Annotated in this window: 21 protein-coding genes; 6 read left to right on the top strand and 15 right to left on the bottom strand. The window is 37.9% G+C overall.

Going from position 1 to position 18,552, the window contains the following annotated elements:
• Window positions 1-21: 21 nt before the first annotated feature.
• The 6 genes from KQI49_RS11875 to KQI49_RS11850 all read right to left on the bottom strand — a co-directional run bounded on the left by KQI49_RS11875 (window position 22) and on the right by KQI49_RS11850 (window position 4,653).
• A complete protein-coding gene (locus KQI49_RS11875; RefSeq protein ID WP_216489308.1) occupies window positions 22-303 on the bottom strand; it encodes a HesB/IscA family protein in 282 nt (93 codons plus the stop codon).
• A gap of 21 nt (window positions 304-324) precedes the next feature.
• The gene (gene arsA, locus KQI49_RS11870; RefSeq protein ID WP_216489306.1) at window positions 325-2,097 is read right to left on the bottom strand and encodes an arsenical pump-driving ATPase; all 1,773 of its coding nucleotides are present in this window, start codon (window positions 2,095-2,097) and stop codon (window positions 325-327) included.
• Window positions 2,098-2,110: 13 nt separating this feature from the next.
• The gene (arsD, locus tag KQI49_RS11865; RefSeq protein WP_216489304.1) at window positions 2,111-2,467 is read right to left on the bottom strand and encodes an arsenite efflux transporter metallochaperone ArsD; all 357 of its coding nucleotides are present in this window, start codon (window positions 2,465-2,467) and stop codon (window positions 2,111-2,113) included.
• A 91-nt stretch (window positions 2,468-2,558) separates the two neighbouring features.
• A complete protein-coding gene (arsC, locus tag KQI49_RS11860) occupies window positions 2,559-2,978 on the bottom strand; it encodes an arsenate reductase (thioredoxin) (RefSeq protein WP_216489302.1) in 420 nt (139 codons plus the stop codon).
• A gap of 15 nt (window positions 2,979-2,993) precedes the next feature.
• Window positions 2,994-4,292, bottom strand: coding sequence for an arsenic transporter (locus tag KQI49_RS11855; RefSeq protein WP_216489300.1), 1,299 nt, complete (start codon window positions 4,290-4,292; stop codon window positions 2,994-2,996).
• A gap of 16 nt (window positions 4,293-4,308) precedes the next feature.
• Window positions 4,309-4,653, bottom strand: coding sequence for an ArsR/SmtB family transcription factor (locus tag KQI49_RS11850; protein WP_216489298.1), 345 nt, complete (start codon window positions 4,651-4,653; stop codon window positions 4,309-4,311).
• A gap of 254 nt (window positions 4,654-4,907) precedes the next feature.
• Here KQI49_RS11850 and KQI49_RS11845 point away from each other — a divergent pair, with 254 nt between their 5' ends.
• Complete coding sequence (locus tag KQI49_RS11845; RefSeq protein WP_216489296.1) at window positions 4,908-6,626, top strand: recombinase family protein; 1,719 nt, start codon at window positions 4,908-4,910, stop codon at window positions 6,624-6,626.
• Here KQI49_RS11845 and rlmH read toward each other — a convergent pair.
• The 3 genes from rlmH to KQI49_RS11830 form a co-directional block, all read right to left on the bottom strand.
• Window positions 6,552-7,031 (bottom strand): 23S rRNA (pseudouridine(1915)-N(3))-methyltransferase RlmH, encoded by a 480-nt coding sequence (gene rlmH, locus KQI49_RS11840; RefSeq protein ID WP_216489294.1) that lies wholly within the window; start codon window positions 7,029-7,031, stop codon window positions 6,552-6,554. The genes KQI49_RS11845 and rlmH overlap by 75 nt on opposite strands.
• 70 nt (window positions 7,032-7,101) lie before the next feature.
• A complete protein-coding gene (locus tag KQI49_RS11835) occupies window positions 7,102-8,100 on the bottom strand; it encodes an inorganic phosphate transporter (RefSeq protein ID WP_216489292.1) in 999 nt (332 codons plus the stop codon).
• A 15-nt stretch (window positions 8,101-8,115) separates the two neighbouring features.
• Window positions 8,116-8,733, bottom strand: a complete 618-nt coding sequence (locus KQI49_RS11830) for a DUF47 domain-containing protein (protein ID WP_216489290.1) — start codon at window positions 8,731-8,733, stop codon at window positions 8,116-8,118.
• A 533-nt stretch (window positions 8,734-9,266) separates the two neighbouring features.
• On the opposite strand from KQI49_RS11830, the gene KQI49_RS11825 reads away from it, so the two are divergent.
• The 3 genes from KQI49_RS11825 to KQI49_RS11815 all read left to right on the top strand — a co-directional run bounded on the left by KQI49_RS11825 (window position 9,267) and on the right by KQI49_RS11815 (window position 11,760).
• Window positions 9,267-9,485: a heavy-metal-associated domain-containing protein gene (locus tag KQI49_RS11825; RefSeq protein ID WP_216489288.1), complete on the top strand. Its 219-nt coding sequence runs from the start codon at window positions 9,267-9,269 to the stop codon at window positions 9,483-9,485.
• 111 nt (window positions 9,486-9,596) lie between these two features.
• The gene (locus KQI49_RS11820) at window positions 9,597-9,818 is read left to right on the top strand and encodes a heavy-metal-associated domain-containing protein (protein ID WP_216489287.1); all 222 of its coding nucleotides are present in this window, start codon (window positions 9,597-9,599) and stop codon (window positions 9,816-9,818) included.
• Between the two features lie 52 nt (window positions 9,819-9,870).
• The gene (locus KQI49_RS11815; RefSeq protein WP_216489285.1) at window positions 9,871-11,760 is read left to right on the top strand and encodes a heavy metal translocating P-type ATPase; all 1,890 of its coding nucleotides are present in this window, start codon (window positions 9,871-9,873) and stop codon (window positions 11,758-11,760) included.
• Between the two features lie 329 nt (window positions 11,761-12,089).
• On the opposite strand, the gene dacB is transcribed toward KQI49_RS11815, so the two are convergent.
• Entirely contained in the window at window positions 12,090-13,592 is a 1,503-nt protein-coding gene (gene dacB, locus KQI49_RS11810) for a D-alanyl-D-alanine carboxypeptidase/D-alanyl-D-alanine endopeptidase (RefSeq protein WP_216489330.1), read from the bottom strand.
• A gap of 304 nt (window positions 13,593-13,896) precedes the next feature.
• On the opposite strand from dacB, the gene KQI49_RS11805 reads away from it, so the two are divergent.
• Both KQI49_RS11805 and KQI49_RS11800 read left to right on the top strand, forming a co-directional pair.
• Window positions 13,897-14,451, top strand: coding sequence for a GNAT family N-acetyltransferase (locus KQI49_RS11805; RefSeq protein ID WP_216489283.1), 555 nt, complete (start codon window positions 13,897-13,899; stop codon window positions 14,449-14,451).
• 39 nt (window positions 14,452-14,490) lie between these two features.
• Window positions 14,491-15,096, top strand: coding sequence for a YdcF family protein (locus tag KQI49_RS11800; protein WP_216489281.1), 606 nt, complete (start codon window positions 14,491-14,493; stop codon window positions 15,094-15,096).
• Window positions 15,097-15,144: 48 nt separating this feature from the next.
• Here KQI49_RS11800 and KQI49_RS11795 read toward each other — a convergent pair whose 3' ends face one another.
• The 5 genes from KQI49_RS11795 to KQI49_RS11775 all read right to left on the bottom strand — a co-directional run bounded on the left by KQI49_RS11795 (window position 15,145) and on the right by KQI49_RS11775 (window position 18,253).
• Window positions 15,145-15,597, bottom strand: a complete 453-nt coding sequence (locus KQI49_RS11795) for a hypothetical protein (RefSeq protein ID WP_216489279.1) — start codon at window positions 15,595-15,597, stop codon at window positions 15,145-15,147.
• Between the two features lie 262 nt (window positions 15,598-15,859).
• Window positions 15,860-16,027, bottom strand: coding sequence for a hypothetical protein (locus tag KQI49_RS11790; RefSeq protein ID WP_216489277.1), 168 nt, complete (start codon window positions 16,025-16,027; stop codon window positions 15,860-15,862).
• Complete coding sequence (locus KQI49_RS11785) at window positions 16,024-16,203, bottom strand: hypothetical protein (RefSeq protein WP_216489275.1); 180 nt, start codon at window positions 16,201-16,203, stop codon at window positions 16,024-16,026. Before KQI49_RS11785 ends, KQI49_RS11790 begins: the two co-directional genes overlap by 4 nt.
• 133 nt (window positions 16,204-16,336) lie before the next feature.
• A complete protein-coding gene (locus KQI49_RS11780) occupies window positions 16,337-17,011 on the bottom strand; it encodes a PadR family transcriptional regulator (protein ID WP_216489273.1) in 675 nt (224 codons plus the stop codon).
• Window positions 17,012-17,026: 15 nt separating this feature from the next.
• Window positions 17,027-18,253 carry an MFS transporter gene (locus KQI49_RS11775; protein ID WP_216489271.1) on the bottom strand — a complete coding sequence of 409 codons (1,227 nt, stop codon included), beginning with the start codon at window positions 18,251-18,253 and terminating at the stop codon, window positions 17,027-17,029.
• Between the last annotated feature and the right edge of the window lie 299 nt (window positions 18,254-18,552).

The following is an 18,552-nucleotide window of genomic DNA, read 5'->3' as shown; positions in this document are numbered from 1 at the left end:
GTAGTGTATCTTGTTGTAAGCTTAGCAGCACTGATCCATTCCTAGTAACACAAATTGCGATCCGTTTGGTGTTTCATCGTCAGCTAATGTTAATCCTTCTACAGTATCTTTAACATCCTTATCAATGGCTACTTTAATTCCATCAATTTCTTCAACAATATCGTTTTCTTCTGGTGCATCTAAGGAAATTCCTAATTGTGGTCCACAACATCCTGCTCCCATCGAATAAAAGCGAATACCTTCTGCACCCTTTTCTTCAAAAATAACCTGTAATTTATTTTTAGCCTTTTCTGTAATATTCATTTTCATTCCTCCTCGTATTATTTATGATTGAACAAATTCTTTCAATTGGTCATAACCGATTCTTACTTTCTTCATCCACGGAATCAGCGCAGCGTTATCTGTCAGCTCTTCTTGCACTTTCCTAATCCATTGCTTTTCTGATGCTGCACGTGCCTTTAATACATGATCTGTTGTTCCAGTTGCATACAAGCTTCGATTGATCACCCACCATTTCGGGGTTATCTCTGCTCGTTTTAAGTCATCCTGTAAGCGTGTTGCCTCAAATACAGGAGTTGCTTCTGGTAAAGTAACTAGGACCACCCCTGTTTCTTCTGCGTTACGCAGTCTTGGCAATAACTTTTTGACACTTTCTGGAATTTCATCCGTTGAACGGCTCATTTCTTTGTGATAAGCCTCTGATGAGTCAAGTAAAAGTAACGTATGTCCGGTTGGTGCTGTATCAATAACGACAATTTCTTGTTCAGATCTTTCTACCACATCTGCAAATGCCCGGAATACTGCGATTTCCTCCGTACATGGAGACTCCAAGTCTTCCTGTAAGTAGGCAAGTTCATCATCATTCAACTCACCTGCATTCGTAATGACTTCTTTTTTATAGTTTTCCACTTCTACCTCTGGATCAATGCTGCTAATAGATAATTTCTCATTGACCGCACTGTTTTTAAACATATAATCGAGATGTGCTGCTGGGTCAGTTGTTGTTAAATGAACTTTATGTCCTTTTTCCGTCAGTCCAACCGCAATTGCTGCAGCAACAGATGTTTTTCCAACTCCACCTTTACCCATTGTAAAAATTACACGTGTATTTTTAGCGGAAAAGTCATCAATAACATCCTTTAATTCGGAAAGTCGTGCAAGTTCCGTATCCTCACTAGCTTCCTTGAATTCAACTAAAGGATCATCGCTAACAATTTGACGAAGACGATCCATGCCAGTTAGAGAATACGATACAAAAGGTAATGAATAGGTGTTAATTTTTTTCAATTCTTCTGGTGTTTGATTTAATGCTTCTTGCTGTCCTTCGTAAAACGCAGTAGATACCTCATCATTTTGGTCATGAGACTGCAATAGTCCATTTATGATAAGCATTTGTTTTTTAATGCCAATCTCTCCAAGCTCTAGTGATGCACGGTTCGCTTCAATCAGTGTTGACTCCTCTGGTCTTGCAACTAATATTAATTTTGTTTTTTCACCATCAGAAAGGGATTCAACTGCTTTTTGGTACATATCCTTCTTATCATCAAGTCCTGACAACGGACCCAAGCAGGAAGCACCATGTGTTGCTTCCTCTAAATAACCTGACCATGCTGTCGGCAAGGATAATAAACGAAGGGTATGACCCGTTGGAGCTGTATCAAATAAAACATGGTCGTATTCGCTAAATATCCCATCATCTGCTAATAAATGAGAGAATTCATCGAATGCAGCAATTTCTACGGTACACGCTCCAGAAAGCTGTTCTTCCATCTGATTGACTACCGATTCAGGAAGTTTATCTCTATATGGTCCAACTGTCTTTTCTCGATATGCTTTGGCTGCTTCTTCTGGGTCAATATTACTGGCAAATAAGTTTTTCACACTTGGAATTTCAACAGGCTCACGAGATAACTCGATCTCAAATACGTCTTGCAAATTAGAAGCAGGGTCCGTGCTGACAAGCAAAACTTTTTTACCTTGATCCGCAAGTGCGACTGCTGTTGCACATGCTACGGATGTTTTTCCAACTCCACCTTTACCAGTGAAAAATAGATAAGGTGTTTCTACATGCATTTTTGGATTATAACGTGTATACATTTTAAAATCTCCTTTAGTCGAGTTTTACGGAAACACGTACACGAGGTTTCTGAGTCAATTCCTCCGCACTTACTTCCAACCATTCCGCAAATTCTTCATTGGTTGGATATTCACCCACTTTAACTACTTTCCCATCTAAAAGAGTAACCGGAAGTGCATCTGCTCCTTTTTCTTGAAGAACCTGATTAACTGTTTCATTTTCAGCAAAAGCAGCAGGTTCATTAGCTAAATTAAATCGCTTAATGTCTACACCTTTCTGTTCCAGTGAATAAACGGCTGATGCTACTCTTGTTAAATTTGGGTCAATACTTGGTCCGCAAACACCTGTTGAACAGCACATGGCTGGGTCAAAGATTTCTATTTTTTTCATACGTTATACCTCCAATCATTTGTATATAACTATATACTTATATATTACAGATAGTTAAGCCTTGAGGATATTCTCATGGCTTAACTTCTTGTTATTCACCCGTTTCAGCAAAACGTTTAATTCGTTCACCAACTTCGTCACGAACTCGTTGAAAAACAGCCCACTTCTCTTCGTCTGTCCCTTCTGCTTTCGCAGGATCATCAAATCCCCAGTGTTCTCGTTTCACATTAGGGGGTGTAACAGGACATTTATCTTTGGCATCACCACAAAGTGTAACTGCTAAAGTTGCATTATTTAATATGTCCGAATCAATAATTTCTGATTTTTGATCGGATATGTCAATTCCAACTTCCTTCATTGCTTTCACAGCATTAGGGTTTAGTCCGTGGGCTTCAATACCTGCACTTCTTACTTCCCACTCATTTCCAAGAATCCCTTTAGCCCAACCTTCTGCCATTTGGCTTCGACATGAATTTCCTGTACATAAGAAATAAATTGTTTTTTTCGTCATAGTAATACTCCTTTATTAAAATATAGTTAATGTTAGATATAGACCTAGTAACGTGATAAATAGGATTGGTATCGTTAGAATAATACCCGTCTTGAAATAAGTTCCCCAAGAGATCTTAATTCCTTTTTGGGACAGAACATGAAGCCAAACTAAAGTTGCTAAGGAACCAATCGGTGTAATTTTTGGACCCAAGTCTGATCCGACTACGTTAGCATAAACAAGTGCTTCCCTTAAAACACCAGTAGTATTCGTTTCCGCAATAGCTAAAGCGTCAATCATTACGGTAGGCATATTATTCATGATAGATGATAGAAAAGCAGCAATGAATCCCATTCCAACGGTAGCAACAAACAATCCTTCTTCAGCGACAGTTTGAATGACACTTGCTAGAGCAGAGGTGAGTCCTGCATTTCCTAATCCATATACTACGACATACATACCGATAGAGAAGAACACAATATCCCACGGCGCTCCCTTAATAGCATTCTTTGTATTTACTGCAGGACTTTGTCTTCCCATTAAGATGAAAAAGATAGCAATAGCTCCCGCAATAATGGAAACAGGTATATTGATAAACTCGCTAGTAAAGTAACCAATGACTAATAAGCCAAGGACATACCATGATAGACGAAAAATTTTATGATCCTTAATAGCACTTCTAGGTTCGGCTAGTTTCGCTACATCATATGACTTAGGAATACTTTTTCTAAAGTAAATCAGTAACACCGATATAGTAGCAACTAATGAAAATAGGTTTGGAATAATCATTCGTGAAGCATATTCAACAAATCCAATACCAAAGAAGTCAGCAGACACAATATTTACTAAGTTACTGACAATGAAGGGCAAAGATGTTGTATCCGCGATAAATCCACTTGCCATGATAAACGGGAAAATCATTTTCTCTTTGAAATTTAGATTACGCACCATTGCAAGAACGATTGGCGTTAAAATTAATGCTGCACCATCATTCGCAAATAAGGCGGCAACAATCGCACCTAATATACTGATATAGACAAACATTTTTATTCCATTACCCTTTGCAAAACGGGCCATATGTAAAGCAGCCCATTCGAACAATCCAATTTCATCCAATATTAACGAAATTAAAATAATAGCAACAAAGGCAAGGGTTGCATTCCATACAATTTCTGTTACTTCAATTACATCACTGAAATCCACTACTCCTACTATTAGAGCGATCACAGCTCCACCGATAGCAGACCAGCCTATATTTAAACCCTTTGGCTGCCAAATGACTAACACTAGGGTTGCTACAAAAATAAGAATTGCGAGTATAAGCGTTGTTGACAAAATAATACCTCCAATATTAACAGCAATTGATTCGTGTACCTTTTTCTTCTAGTTCTTTTATTTTATAATCCTGACTCGGAAGTTGATCAAGAATTGGTTGAATAAATGAATAATATTCGTTATTTTTATTTACTGAATAGAAAATCCATTGTCCTTTCCTCTCTTCCTCCACCAGTCCAAGATCTTTAAGTTTACGCAGGTGTTGACTGACAGCTGGTTGACTGAACTGGAATATTTCTACGAATTCACATACACAACAAGCATGATTATCCATTAATTTCATCATCGTTAGACGTGTCTTGTCACCAAGTAGTTTTAAAATATTCGCAGCTTTATCTATTTCAAAAGATGTTTGCAGCATTTAAATCCCCCTTTTTATTATTTATCATGAAATTAGTATATAACTATTTGCTTATATAGACAATAGATAAATATACAAAAATGAGCCTAAATAAAAGTTGTTCACGATTTACTACTAATTAACTCTCTTCCATGTCACAACATTTCTAATAATAACGTCTTTCTTTGATTCTAAAATTGCTAATTTAAAATAACTCAAGTTCTATTTCCCTTATTTAAAATTTCATTGTAATATCAGTTTGAAGGAGGATTAATATGGATATTAAGAAAGTAGCAATTTATGCCCGCGTAAGTACAGAAGAACAAGCAAAAGAAGGCTTTAGTATAACCGCACAACTTCAAACACTTCGACAATATGCTCAAGTTTATAACATGGAAGTTATAAATGAATATGTCGATGAAGGAATTAGCGGTAAATCCGTAAAAGGACGGCCGGAAATGAAAAGGCTAATTAAAGATGTTGAAAATGAAAGATTCGACGCTGTAATAGTATGGAAAATTTCTCGACTTTCAAGAAATATGTTAGACACGCTCACGATTCTAGATAAGTTTGAAAAATACGATGTGAAATTTATATCTTACTCTGAGAACTTTGATACCAGTAGTCCTATAGGTCGTCTAGTACTTCAAATTATGGCTTCTATTGCTGAAATGGAGCGTAATACTTTAGCAGAAAACGTAAAACTAGGAATGAAACAACGGGCATTGGAAGGGCGATGGAACGGTGGTATTGTATTTGGATATGACACTGTAAAGAAGAAACTTGTTATCAATGAGAAGGAAGCAGAAGTAGTACAGCTAATCTATCATATGTACGCAGATGGTAAAGGGCTAAGAGCAATTTCTAACCACTTAAATAAAACAGGGTATAAGACGAAACGTAACCGATATTTTTCCATCAATGGTGTTGCACAAATCCTAGACAATGTTATATATAACGGTAAAATCAGCTGGCTAAAAGTTGAGAATTGGGACACCAAACGGAGAAAAGGGAAAAATCCTAATCCTATCCTTGTTGAAGGAAAACATGAAGCTATTATTTCGGATGAATTATGGAACGTTGTACAAGCAAGAAGAAAAAGTAAATCATTTAAGCAGCGACAATCAAATGAGCCATTTTTACTTAGTAAGCTGTTGCGTTGTCCAGATTGTGGTCAAGGAATGGTTCCTTCTATTACAACATACACCCTAAAAGATGGAACAAAACGAAAACATCGCTATTACGTCTGTAGCGATTTTCATAACAAAGGATCTGCTGCCTGTAAAGCTAATTCCATTAAGGCATATGAAGCAGAAGATACAGTTATTAAGAAAATTGAACAATTTAGTTCTAATAAGAAGAAGCTATATAAGACACTCACAGACATTAGTTCTAGTTCTGCCCATTCGATAAGCCAACTGAATAAAGAGCTAGAAGAGATTGAAAAACAGTTAAAGGAAATGGAACAATTACAAGCAAAGTATATGGAAGCCTTTGAGAAAAACACGCTCCCTGTAGATATTCTGCAAGAAAGATTGCAAAAGGTCTCCAATGATAAAAGGGGGTTAGAACAAAAGAAAAATGAGGTTATAATACAATTAGCTTCTGTCGATTCAAAAGTAATTAAACCAGAATTAATCGAAATGTTGTTGGAAAAATTCCTATCTGTTTATAAGAGGTCATCTAGGGAAAATCAAAAGCAATTATTGCAGTTGTTAATTGATAATATCACAATCAAGGAAATAGATAAATCCAGATCGATTAAAAACATAGAACTTGATTTTGACTTTACTGAAATGAATATATCTAAAACTTTTACACTTATCCATTTGCTATATCGTGAAACGGATAATGAACACACATTTTCAATACCCGCTTCCGATAAAGAATTACCACCTTATCTGCAACAATTTTTGCCTCTATTTGTGGTACGGTTCACCCCGCATAATCTTAAATGCTCGATAAACCTGCTCCAACAATACAACCCGCATTAACTGATGTGGGAAGGTCATTTTAGAAAATGACAGGGCCATATTGCTGCGTTGTTTGATGCCGTCACTGATGCCGAGTGAGCCGCCAATCACAAATGCGACGCGGCTTTGACCGTACAGGGACAAGTCTCCGATTTTTTTAGATAATTGTTCGGAGGTGAGCATTTTGCCGTCGATTTCAAGGGTGATGACGTACGTGTTGTCGTTAATATGTTTAAGAATGCGGTCGCCTTCTTTTTGTTTGATGGCCTCTGCTTGGGCGTGGCTCAGGTTTTCGGGTGCTTTTTCGTTGGGTACTTCAATGATATTGACTTTGGCGTAGGCTGTGAGCCGCTTCATGTATTCGTCGACGGCTTGGCGCATGAATTTTTCTTTGAGTTTGCCTACTGAAATGATCGTGATGTTCATTTGATGTCGCTACTTTCTTTTTTCTTTTAGTTTACCAAATCTCCTGGACATCTTCATTTACTTTATTCAATTAAAAAAATAGATTTAATATCCAATAAAATAAACCGCCAAGAGTTGCTGATATTGGCAGGGTGATGACCCAGGTGACGACCATGCGTTTGGCGACACCCCAGTTAACGCCTTTGACTCGGTGGGACGAGCCAACACCAAGGATGGCGGATGAAATCACGTGAGTTGTGCTAACTGGTAGGTGAAATAATGTTGCGCCGAAAATGACGGTCGCACCGGTTAGGTCTGCTGCAACACCGTTAACAGGGCGGATTTTCATGATTTTTCCGCCGACGGTTTTAATAATGCGCCAGCCACCGATGGATGTCCCTAGGGCCATGGCAGTCGCACAGGCAAACTGGACCCAAAAGGGCACTTCGGTGGTAGAATGCATGCCGCCGACGATGAGTGCCATCGTGATGATACCCATTGATTTTTGTGCATCGTTCGTGCCGTGAGCGTAGGATTGTCCGGCCGCTGTAATCACTTGGACAAGGCGGAATTGTTTATTCGTTTTGGCGAGTTTCGCGTTTTTGAAAATGACTTTTATGATGGCGTAAATAATATATCCGATAATAAAGGCGATAAACGGAGAGAAAATGAGTCCCTCGACAATGGAAATGAAGCCTTTAAAGTGAACCGCTCCTGCACCAGCTGAGACAATGACTGCTCCGGTGATAGCACCTATAATAGCGTGGGATGAGCTACTTGGAATGCCGAGATACCAAGTGAGTAAGTTCCAAATGATGGCGGAAATCAAAGCTGCGACTATAACGAGCAAGCCATTGTCCAATTCAAAAGGATCGGCAATGCCGCTTGTGATTGTTTGAGCAACACCTGTGAAAGTAAGCGCGCCTAGGAAGTTCATCGTTGCTGCTAAGATGATCGCTCTTCGTGGTGTTAGGGCACGTGTTGAGACAGCGGTCGCTATAGCGTTCGCTGTGTCGTGGAAACCATTGATAAAATCAAATATTAATGCAAGTATTACAATTATAACGACAGTCAGTAATAGTGTGTCCATTATCATCGATTCCTTTTACGCATTTTTCATCATGATGCTTTGTAGAGTACTGGCAACATCATGGCAGTCATCAGCAATACCTTCTAATGTTTCATAAATATCTTTGTACTGGATGACGGTGATTGGATTGGATTCTTTTTTAAAAAGTTCCTTGAGCGAATCGTGGTGCAATATATCGCATTGGCTTTCGTAATCTTTAATTTTAATGACATGTGGCTCAATTTCTCCGAGCTTGCTATTTGCCATGAGATCGATGGCTGCTAGGATTTCTTCACCGCATTTTTGGATATTTTCAGTAAATCCATCAATATAACCATCAGAAGATTGAATCTGATGAATGTCTAATAACATCGTAAACTCTTCCATGCCGTCAATGATATCATCTAAGTTCAGAGTAAGCTGTAGAATGTCTTCCCGTTCGATAGGAGTAATGAATGTCTCATTAAGATCTTTGATAATTTTATGTACTTTATTGTCTGCAGCTGTTTCATATTCTTTTATTTTATTCGCAAATTCTTCTACTGTTTGCAAATCTTTTATTTTATATTGAGCAAAATACTTGATGGTTTCATTTAAATGCTCTGCAAAGTCTACCAAGTACATTAAGAACTTATCTTGTTTTTTCTTAAACATTGTGGAGCCTCCCGCGTGTTGGTAATTGAATTGATTTGATTTGATTTTTCCCTTAATTTGGCTGATTGAAACAAAAGCTTGGACGTCTTGCGTTTGCGTGCCCCCCGATGGTGATTTTCCTATTAGGGGATATGAGTAAACTGGTTGTGTGAACTCTAATCGCGGATTTCCCTTTTAGGGGGGACGAATAACCCGGTTGCATGACCCCTAAACATGGATTTCCCTCTTAGGGGGGACGAATAAGCCGATTAGCGTGAACCCTAAACATGGATTTCCCTCTTAGGGGGGACGAATAAGCCAATTGCATGACCCCTAAACATGGATTTCCCTTTTAGGGGGTATGAACCTAATATCTTTACGATGACTATTCCTTATAAAGATAAAAGTAACAGCTATCCTCTCTCTTATTTTCCCTGACTTTTGAAATCTTATTATTCCATTGCTTATTTTCCTCCTATTTTTGACCTAGGTCAAGGAAGTATTTCACTTTCTTTTTTATAATTAAGATAGATCAAATGAAGGAGGGATTGGCGATGAAAACTGTTGTATTTCAGTTGGAACGATTAGGCTGTCCGTCATGCATCCATGAAATTGAGGAAACATTGATGGAGCAAGAAGGCGTGCGATTCGCGAAAGTCTTATTCCATTCTAATCGGGTGAGAGTGAACTACGATGATGCAGTTATTTCTAAGGAACTGCTAGTGGATTTATTGACGACAGCTGGGCATCCTTCATTGAGTCTTGTTTTATAAGTGAACTATTGAACAACTTTAAAGTTAACTATTAAATTTTGACCCACGTCAAGGTAATCAATCGGAAGGCCTTCTATACTAAAGGTAGAACAAATCAAAGGAGAGATTAAAATGAAAAAAATTGAATTGCAATTAGAAACACTTAGCTGTCCATCTTGTATTAAACGTATTGAAAAGGCACTAGCCAAAGAAAATGGTGTGGAAGATGCAAAAGTGTTATTCAACTCAAGTAAAGTGAAAGCGAATTTTGATGAGGGCATCGTCACAGCTGATCACTTATCTGAAATGATTGAGAAACTAGGTTATCCGGTTAAGAAAAGGAAAGTATCGTAAGGAAGGGGGCCGGTAATCCGGCTCCTAACTATAACTGAAGGGGCGTATTAAAATGGGTAAACTAAAAAAGATTCACATCGTTATTATTTCAGGCCTTTTATTAGCCACTGCATTTATGTTTAATTTGGCGGGTATGGATTTTTGGAAAAACACGGCACTCATTGTTGCTACTGTTGTTGCTGGATGGTCGATCGCCAAAACGGCAATCCAGTCTATCATGATGAAATCATTCAGTATCGAACTCCTTGTCACTATCGCAGTTATTGGTGCCTTATTTATCGGGGAATATGTTGAGTCAGCTGCTGTGACATTTTTATTCCTTTTCGGAGCCTATTTGGAAGCCCGTTCTCTTGAAAAGACACGTACTTCTTTAAAAACATTAATGGATATGGCACCACTCGAAGCAACTGTTTTAAAGAATGGAGAACGCGTGACACTGCCAGTTGAAGAAATAGAAGCTGGCGACCGAATTATAATCCAGTCAGGGGAACAAGTGGCGATTGACGGGAAAGTTGTTTCAGGTCAAGCACATATCAACGAGGCAGCTATTACCGGAGAATCTATTCCAGCTGGTAAAAAAATTGATGATCAAGTTTTCAGTGGAACGATCGTTGATAATGGGTATATCGAAGTCATTGCAGAAAAAGTAGGCGATGATACAGCCTTTTCAAAAATTATTGAACTCGTTGAAGAAGCCCAAGAAGGAAAAGCGCGTACTCAAAAGTTTTTAGAACGCTTTGCAAATGTCTATACACCAGGGATCTTAGTTTTATCAGTCATCGTGTTCATCTTTACTCGTAATATCGAGTTGACGTTGACATTCCTCGTCATTGCTTGTCCTGGTGCTCTCGTTATCTCAGCTCCTGTCTCACTCGTCTCAGGAATCGGGAATGGCGCCCGCAGTGGAACGCTCATTAAAGGCGGAGAAGTAATGGAGAATTTCGCCAAGATTGATGCCGTGGTTTTCGATAAAACGGGAACACTAACACAAGGAAAACCATCTGTTACAGCTATTCATGCGATTGGAATGAGTGAAGATGAACTTCTTAAATTGACGGCTGAAGCTGAATTGATTTCTGAACACCATCTCGGCCAAACCATTGTTAAAGAGGCTGAAGAACGTGGCATTAACTTAACAAACGAAGCAAAAGACTTTGCAGTCGAAAAAGGGTATGGTCTATATGCAACCGTCGCAGGTCGTCGCGTCGTCATTGGTAACCGAAAGTTATTAGCTGCCAATGAAATCGAATTAGAAGGCGGAGTTGATGACTACGCAATCGGTGAAGAAAAATTAGGAAATACAGCTATTTTCGTTGGGATTGATGGTTTGGTAGCTGGAATTATTTCAATCGCTGACCAGATTAGACCTGAGGCCATTGATACGATTAAGAGACTTAAGAAATACGGTGTTAAAGAAACTATCATGTTAACTGGTGATAATAAGCATACTGCTGAAAAAGTTGCCGCCCAACTTGGTATTGATACGGTTCATGCTGAAATGCTTCCGGAAGATAAAGTGACTCATGTGAAACAACTTCAGGAAAAAGGTTACCGTGTCGCGATGGTTGGAGATGGAATCAACGATGCACCAGCCATTGCGCTCGCTGAAGTGGGGCTCGCTATGGGAGCTGCCGGAACTGATGCAGCCATGGAAACGGCAGACGTCGTCCTAATGGGAGACCAACTCAACCGGATCCCATATGCTTACGCACTCTCTAAAGCAACCGTCCGCAACATGAAACAAAATATGTTCTTTGCAGTAGGTACAGTCGCACTTTTACTTGCAGGAGTATTACTTGGAAAAGTCTTCCTAGCATCCGGCATGTTGATCCATGAATTAAGCGTCCTTGCTGTTATCGTCAATGCTTTAAGACTCATCCGCTTTAAGGAAGCTGGTGACAAAGAAAAGCAATACACGGAATCAATACCTGAGATGAATTAATTTAATACTGTGAAACGCCCCTTCATATGAAAAGGGAATAAGCTGATGAAAAGCTTATTCCCTTTTTTGTGGTTGAGCAATTTGTTCTAGTACGATATCCGATGCCAGCTTGATTGGTTTTTATCATGGCTATTTAATTTTTAAAATTGCGATGATGATCTTTTGAACAATATTATCTCAGCGGTTTCATCGTCATAACCACGATGACGATCTTTTGAACGACGTTATCTCAGCGGTTTCATCGTCATAAAACGGTGGATAAACATCCGGCCATAGAAAAAGGACGTTCCATTTCAGGAACGTCCTTTTTCTATGGTTAAACTTTATTTTTACTCAAACTCATGCTTTGCCAAAATAGTTACAATTTCATCTTCAAGTGGGGTAACAGGTCCTTCTAAGTAGCTATTTATCATAATAGAAAAAATTAACTCTTCGCCATCCGCTGAGGTGACGTAACCTGAAAGGGTAGATACACCACTGATTGAGCCTGTTTTGGCTAAGACGTTTTCCTTTGTGGCTGGGTCTGTTAAACGATAACGTAATGACCCTCCAACTAAGCGTTCATCGTAGCCTGCGACTGGCAGGGATTCTTCATAAACAGGGTACCAACTTTTTTCTTGAACATTATATAGTAATTGAGTGAGTTCGTCAGCCGTCACCATATTTTTATGCGACATACCTGATCCGTCGCGAAGCTGTAATGTGTCCGGGTTCATACCTAGATTTTTCAAGGTGTCTTCCATAACTTCTAATCCTTCATCCCAGCTTCCTTCGTCTTCTATAAATTTACCCATTTCCTTTGTTAGTGTTTCACCGTGTCCGTTGTTACTGAGCTTCATGAAAGGGATGAGGAGGTCTTCGAGTGGCATTGACTTTTTTGTTGTTAATATCGTTGCGTTGTTTGGAGTTTTGCCGACATCTTCATTAACTTGTCCAGCAAAGGTGATACCTTGATCGACAAGTGCTTTTTTGAAAACGTCAACCGCATAACCGGTCGGCTCCCAAACAGAAACCCAAGACCTTGTCCGTGTGTCTTCTAGAGGAATATTTCCTTCAATAATGATTTCATTGCTTCCATGGTCTCTTTCAATTTTAATATCGTTTAATTTATCAGCTGCTACTGTTTTAGTTTGATTATTGATGGTGACATAGTCATTCGCTGGGGTGACAGAGACTTCAGCTTGATCACCTTGTTTATCACCTGGAGTGACATCCACAATCACTGTTCCTGCATCGTAATCGTCATTTGGTGACATGGTTAGTGCGGATACTTGAGCTCCTGTATAAAAGGGCTCGTCTGACCAATTTAAATCCTGTGACAAACGTACATCATCATACCAAGTGTCATCGCCAATAATATTTCCTTTAATTTTTTTAATGCCTTGCTTTTTTAAGTCTTTCGCAAACTGATCAAAGTCTTCTTTTAAAAGGGTAGGGTCACCTTTGCCCCGCAGATAAAGGTTGCCATGTAAAACAATACCTCTTAATGACCCATCAGTTAAGACCTCTGTTTCAAATTGGTAATCTGGACCGAGTACATCAAGTGCAGCTGCCGCTGTCAACAGTTTCATATTCGACGCTGGACGGAGGCGTTTATCACCAAATTGTGAATATAAAACCTCTGCTGTATCTGCGTGGCGCACCGTCACACCTGTAACTGTTCCACGTAATTTCTCATCTTGGAGTACTTTATCAATTTTTTCGGCTAGCGGAAGATCTTGCCGAACCGTTTCTTCCGTCTTTTCTTTGGATGCTGATACAAAAGTTGTCTGTTTCATCTCTGGTTGTGGCATAAATAAGACCATTACAATGGCTAAACTTAAGAAGTACATCTTCAACTGCCTAAACTGAAACACAACAATCACATCCCTATATAAATTATAGTTTATTCACAATTAATTATACGTTAAATATTATTTTGAAGTTATGGTTTCCGGGCAAAATAAGGCTAATTGACTGGTTGGGAAAGTTTTATGGGGACAAGTGTTGAATTCATTTCTCCTAGTATGGATGTAAGAATTAGAAAGGGCGGTCGTGATAAAAAGCCTTTTAGAAGCAGTTACATATGATATAATAATCGGAAGGATAGGATTCTGACCGTTTAGTTACTTTATTATATGATTAGGGGCGCGAACTATGTTTTTTTATGAGGTGGACAAAGACATTTCGTTAAGATTATTATCCGGACTAGATGCTGATGAATTATTTATACTAACCGATGAATCAAGAAATCATTTACGGGAATGGTTACCGTGGCTTGATGATACGCAAACTGTTAATGATTCTAGAAAATTTATCGAGCATTCAATGACTTTGTTTAACAATCGGCAAGGGTTGACTGTTGGTATTTTTTATAAAGGTGAACTTGCCGGTGTGGGGGGCTTCAACGAATATGACTGGAAAAATCGCATCGGCTATATCGGTTACTGGCTAGGTGACCGTTATGTTGGAAAGGGGATTATGACCAAAGTTGTTTATGCTTTAACAGGTTATGGTTTTCGTGATTTGAAATTAAACCGGATTGACATTCGTGCAGCCACTGGAAATTTGAAAAGCCGAGCTATACCTGAGCGACTCGGTTATACATTTGAAGGGCAACTTCGAGAGGCCGAGTGGTTGTATGATCGTTATGTCGACCACGCTATTTATGGAATGCTTACGCGTGAGTGGAACGTCTTACGTAAAACTTAATACAGTGTGTCTATCATGATCAAAAAAGGGTGTAATTCTATGTATATATCCAATATAGAAGTTGAAAAACTCTCAGATACGCAGCTGACAAAGTTGCTGTTTTCGGATATCGAGGATGATAAAAAACAAGGGGATTGCATTTTTGTTGTCGGGAGCAGTAAGGCAACACAGTATCGCCTGCCAAAAGCCGTGGAATTATATAAAAAAGGGCGAGCTAGTAAAATATTATTTTCTGGTGGTGTGACGTGGAATAATAATGATGCCCCGGAAGCCATCAATTTAAAAAATCAAGCAATGATTCTCGGTATCCCTGAAAAAGATATCCTAGTTGAGGACCAATCATTGCATACGTTAGAAAATGTATTAGCATCCCTCCTTATTTTAAATAGGGCATTTCAACTATGTAAAATAAAACGAATTCTGGCGGTAACCAATTCTTTTCATATGAGAAGGTTACATTTAACCTTACTGACTTATATGCCGGGTTGGATCAATTACACATTATGCCCCGCTGAAGATAACAATACGACAAAAGATAACTGGTTTTTGAGTGACATAGGTAGACAACGAGTTTATAATGAAGCATCAAAGCTAATCAAGTATGTTAAAAAGGGCGCTTTAACTGATATAAAAGTGGATATTTAATTTAAAAGGAAAAAGGAGCTTCTCAAAATGGAAGCTCCTTTTATATGTTTAGTCTATAACCTCATCATAAATTTCACCATGACCAAACTCGATAATTTTAAGTCTGTTTTTATCTTTAATATAAATACTCTTATAATCTTTTTCATTGTGGTCGTCTTTATAAAGGATAACTCGTTTATGAGGGTTGTCTTCTTCGATATCCATTTCATATTTGTCCAAATCAATATGTTCTTCAACAACACTATACTCTTCTAAATCAGATTGATCACTTTCTTGATCTTCTTTTTCGGCATCTTCATCACTTTCATCTTCAGATTTCTCGATATCCTCATCTACATCTTCATCCATATCATCTGCTTGTTCATCTGTTTCATTTTCAGTGGTTTGCTCTTCATTGGACGATGATGTTTGATCATCTGTTTGTTGATCTTGATCACCATTACCACAGGCAACAAGAACCATAAGTAATATACTTGCAAAAATTAATAGAACTTTCTTCATTTGTGACACTCCCAATACTAGATTATTTTCTTGATGATGGTATAAATAATAAACCTTTTTAATGAAAAAATCCTGTGAGAAGTCTTAGAATTTGATGAGAAATGTAGAAATTTCCCCTTGCTTTTCATGACTCTTATTTTATATATACCCAATCAACAGAAAATTATTGCCCAGGAAATATCGACAAGAAGAAACTATTTTGTCGTTTTTTATGTTTTAAGACGGACCGATTCTTGGCTGATCTCTTTTAATTCAAATAGAGTTATTCTTCTGAGTTCCTCCACCATTTCACCTGAAATTTTCCATGGTTGCCATTTATGGCTCGAACAACAATGTGTTTCGTCGTTGTCTTTTCAAATTCTACGCTTGATACGTTATCATTTATTTCATTCATCTCTTCATGATTGCCATTCTCATCATAAAAAGTCATACCATGACTATTACCATGGTCAAGATGATGTCTATCTCAAAGAATATCTGTTCACCTTGCTCTCCATGGATAGGTATCAAGTGCTCACCGTTAAAATAATCATATTCAACCTCTACATATCTTTCTGTTTCCACTTCATTCCATTCCACTTTGCTTGTGAAATCTATAGGGATCATCATAACACACACTAGCGGAATTACGACTGTAATCCAGCTAGTTCAACTCCAATAAAGGCTCTTCACACACCTTACTTCAAATAAGGTGCGGATTTATTCTAATTCCCTCGTATCCTATCAAGTTTTTCATCAATTAATCCTTAAATAAATAATCTTCAAAAACTGTTTCTAAATCTTGATAAGAAGCACTTGCTGTATATTCAACTAATTCATCGTCCTTTGTATAATATTGCTGTTTCTCCTCATTTTTTTCCCAGAGAAAGGCACAGTCCTCTAATAATTGAACAGTTTCTTCGCACCACTTAATGTAATTCATTTCCGATTCCAGTCCACGTTTAAGAACGGCAAAACTCAAAACAATTCTAGGTTTCATCACGTCACGTTGCTTAATATCTTTCCATCTGCTTTCGAGAAGATATTTTATTTTATCGAGCCTTTCTTCACGTTGTTTCATGTGTGCCTGAAGGTGAAAAATTGCCTCATTAACCGGCACATTATCTTTGAAAAATGTTTGCATCAAGAATGGATCTTTTACCTTCGGAGCCTCGGGTGGCTTCATCAACCACCTTACAAGAGCCTCTTTTCCATTTTCAGTAATAGAATAAACTTTTTTGTCAGGTTTATCTGTCTGTTTCACAATTCTACTTTTTACCCATTCTTTTTCTTCCAATTTATTAAGTTCAGGGTATATTTGTGATAAATGCGAATGCCAAAATACACTCATGACTTCATCAAATTCTTTTTTTATGTCATATCCCGTTGCTTCCCACTTACTCAGCATGCCAAGTATGCCATAACGCAGTGACAAAGGTAATCTCTCCTTTTAGATGGATTTAGAATCACTTGATATCTTAATAGATTTCTTACCTAGTGCAGGAATGAATATAGTTCCTGCGATTCCTAAAATAGCAAGGATACTTGCCATCACAATAATGGTCTGTCTAATACCAATATTACTTAATAATCCGCCCATTAACAAGACACCAGGAAGCGCCATTGATCCCGTCAGCATATAATACAAACTGAAAGTCCTTGTGTAGTGTGAACTTGATACAATCTCCTGCAAATAGGTAACAAATGAAATATTAAAACAGCCAAGCGCAATGCCTTGCAACATGAAAAATGGAAGAATGTAATACCAGCTTGTAATAAAATAAAGGCTACCAATACTCAAGGACAGCATGAAAAACAAGGGTAAAATCAACCATTTCTTTTCATCCGTTTGTTTATACCATCTCGGTGTTAACATGGCGCCAATAGTTATACCTATCAATGAGGCTGTTCCGATGAAACTTAAATTCTCCACACCCGTAGATAGATAGTCTGTCAAAAAGTGAATTAAAAGTAAATCTACAGAACTGACAATAAACATCCCTAATGTTAAAAAGAGAAAAAGTGCTCGTAAAATGGGCTGACCTGTAATATACAAAACTCCCTCTTTAATTAACTTCCATTGCCCCTTTTCTTCATTAGAAGTATCCCTGACAGCGGGTTTGATTAACCTAATAAACAAAACTGATATTACCATTAATACTGCGGAGAAAATTAATAATAAGTTAGGAGGAATTGCAATCTTTATTGCAACAGCCGTGAAGATCTGTCCCAATATTTTCACCATGGTAAAACCTAACTGAAGCAAACTATTGGCTTTGGGGCGGTCTTCTTCCTCGACAATATAAGGAAGAAGTGACTGGTTGGCTGGAACGAAAAATATACCAATAATGCTCAAAGCAATAAGAAAGACATAAATCCATTCATAAGCGACAAATGGCATAAAAATTATGAATAAAACTATTGTCGTCGCTTGAATCATGTTTGAATATACCATAACCTTTTGTAAAACTTTTTTACTTATCCATGCCCCAACAGGTAGTGTCAAAAAAGCAACCGGTATATAAAAAGCTATATAAAAGAAGGTAAACGAATCACTATCACCAGTTTGAAGTTCCACCCATTTCAACAATGAAAAAAACATAATTGCATCAGCAAACACACTTGATATACGTCCAAAAAACAAATTCCTAAATGCTTCATTCTTTCGAAGTAACATATCTTCCTCCTCCAGTCCAATTAATATTAAGAAAACTTTATCACAAAACCTTTTATAAGTAAATGATTATATATAAATATTTATATATAGTACGCGTTAGCTGTGCACAAAATAACTTAAGTGCTTCGATTTCCTAGGATTTAAACAAGTTTAATAAACGACTTAACTCGTCTATTCATGATGTTATCTTGTGATTGAACTTTAATAATAATATTTAAAAAATCCTTCCAAATAAAAAACCTCATCCAATATAGGACAAGGTTGCGGTAGTAGCTTATATGAAGCTAGTAAAGAATAAT

The organism is Virgibacillus sp. MSJ-26 (assembly GCF_018918075.1).
Classification (GTDB): domain Bacteria; phylum Bacillota; class Bacilli; order Bacillales; family Amphibacillaceae; genus MSJ-26.
Note: the sequence above shows the minus strand (reverse complement) of the source record. Positions and strands in the feature narration are given on the sequence as shown.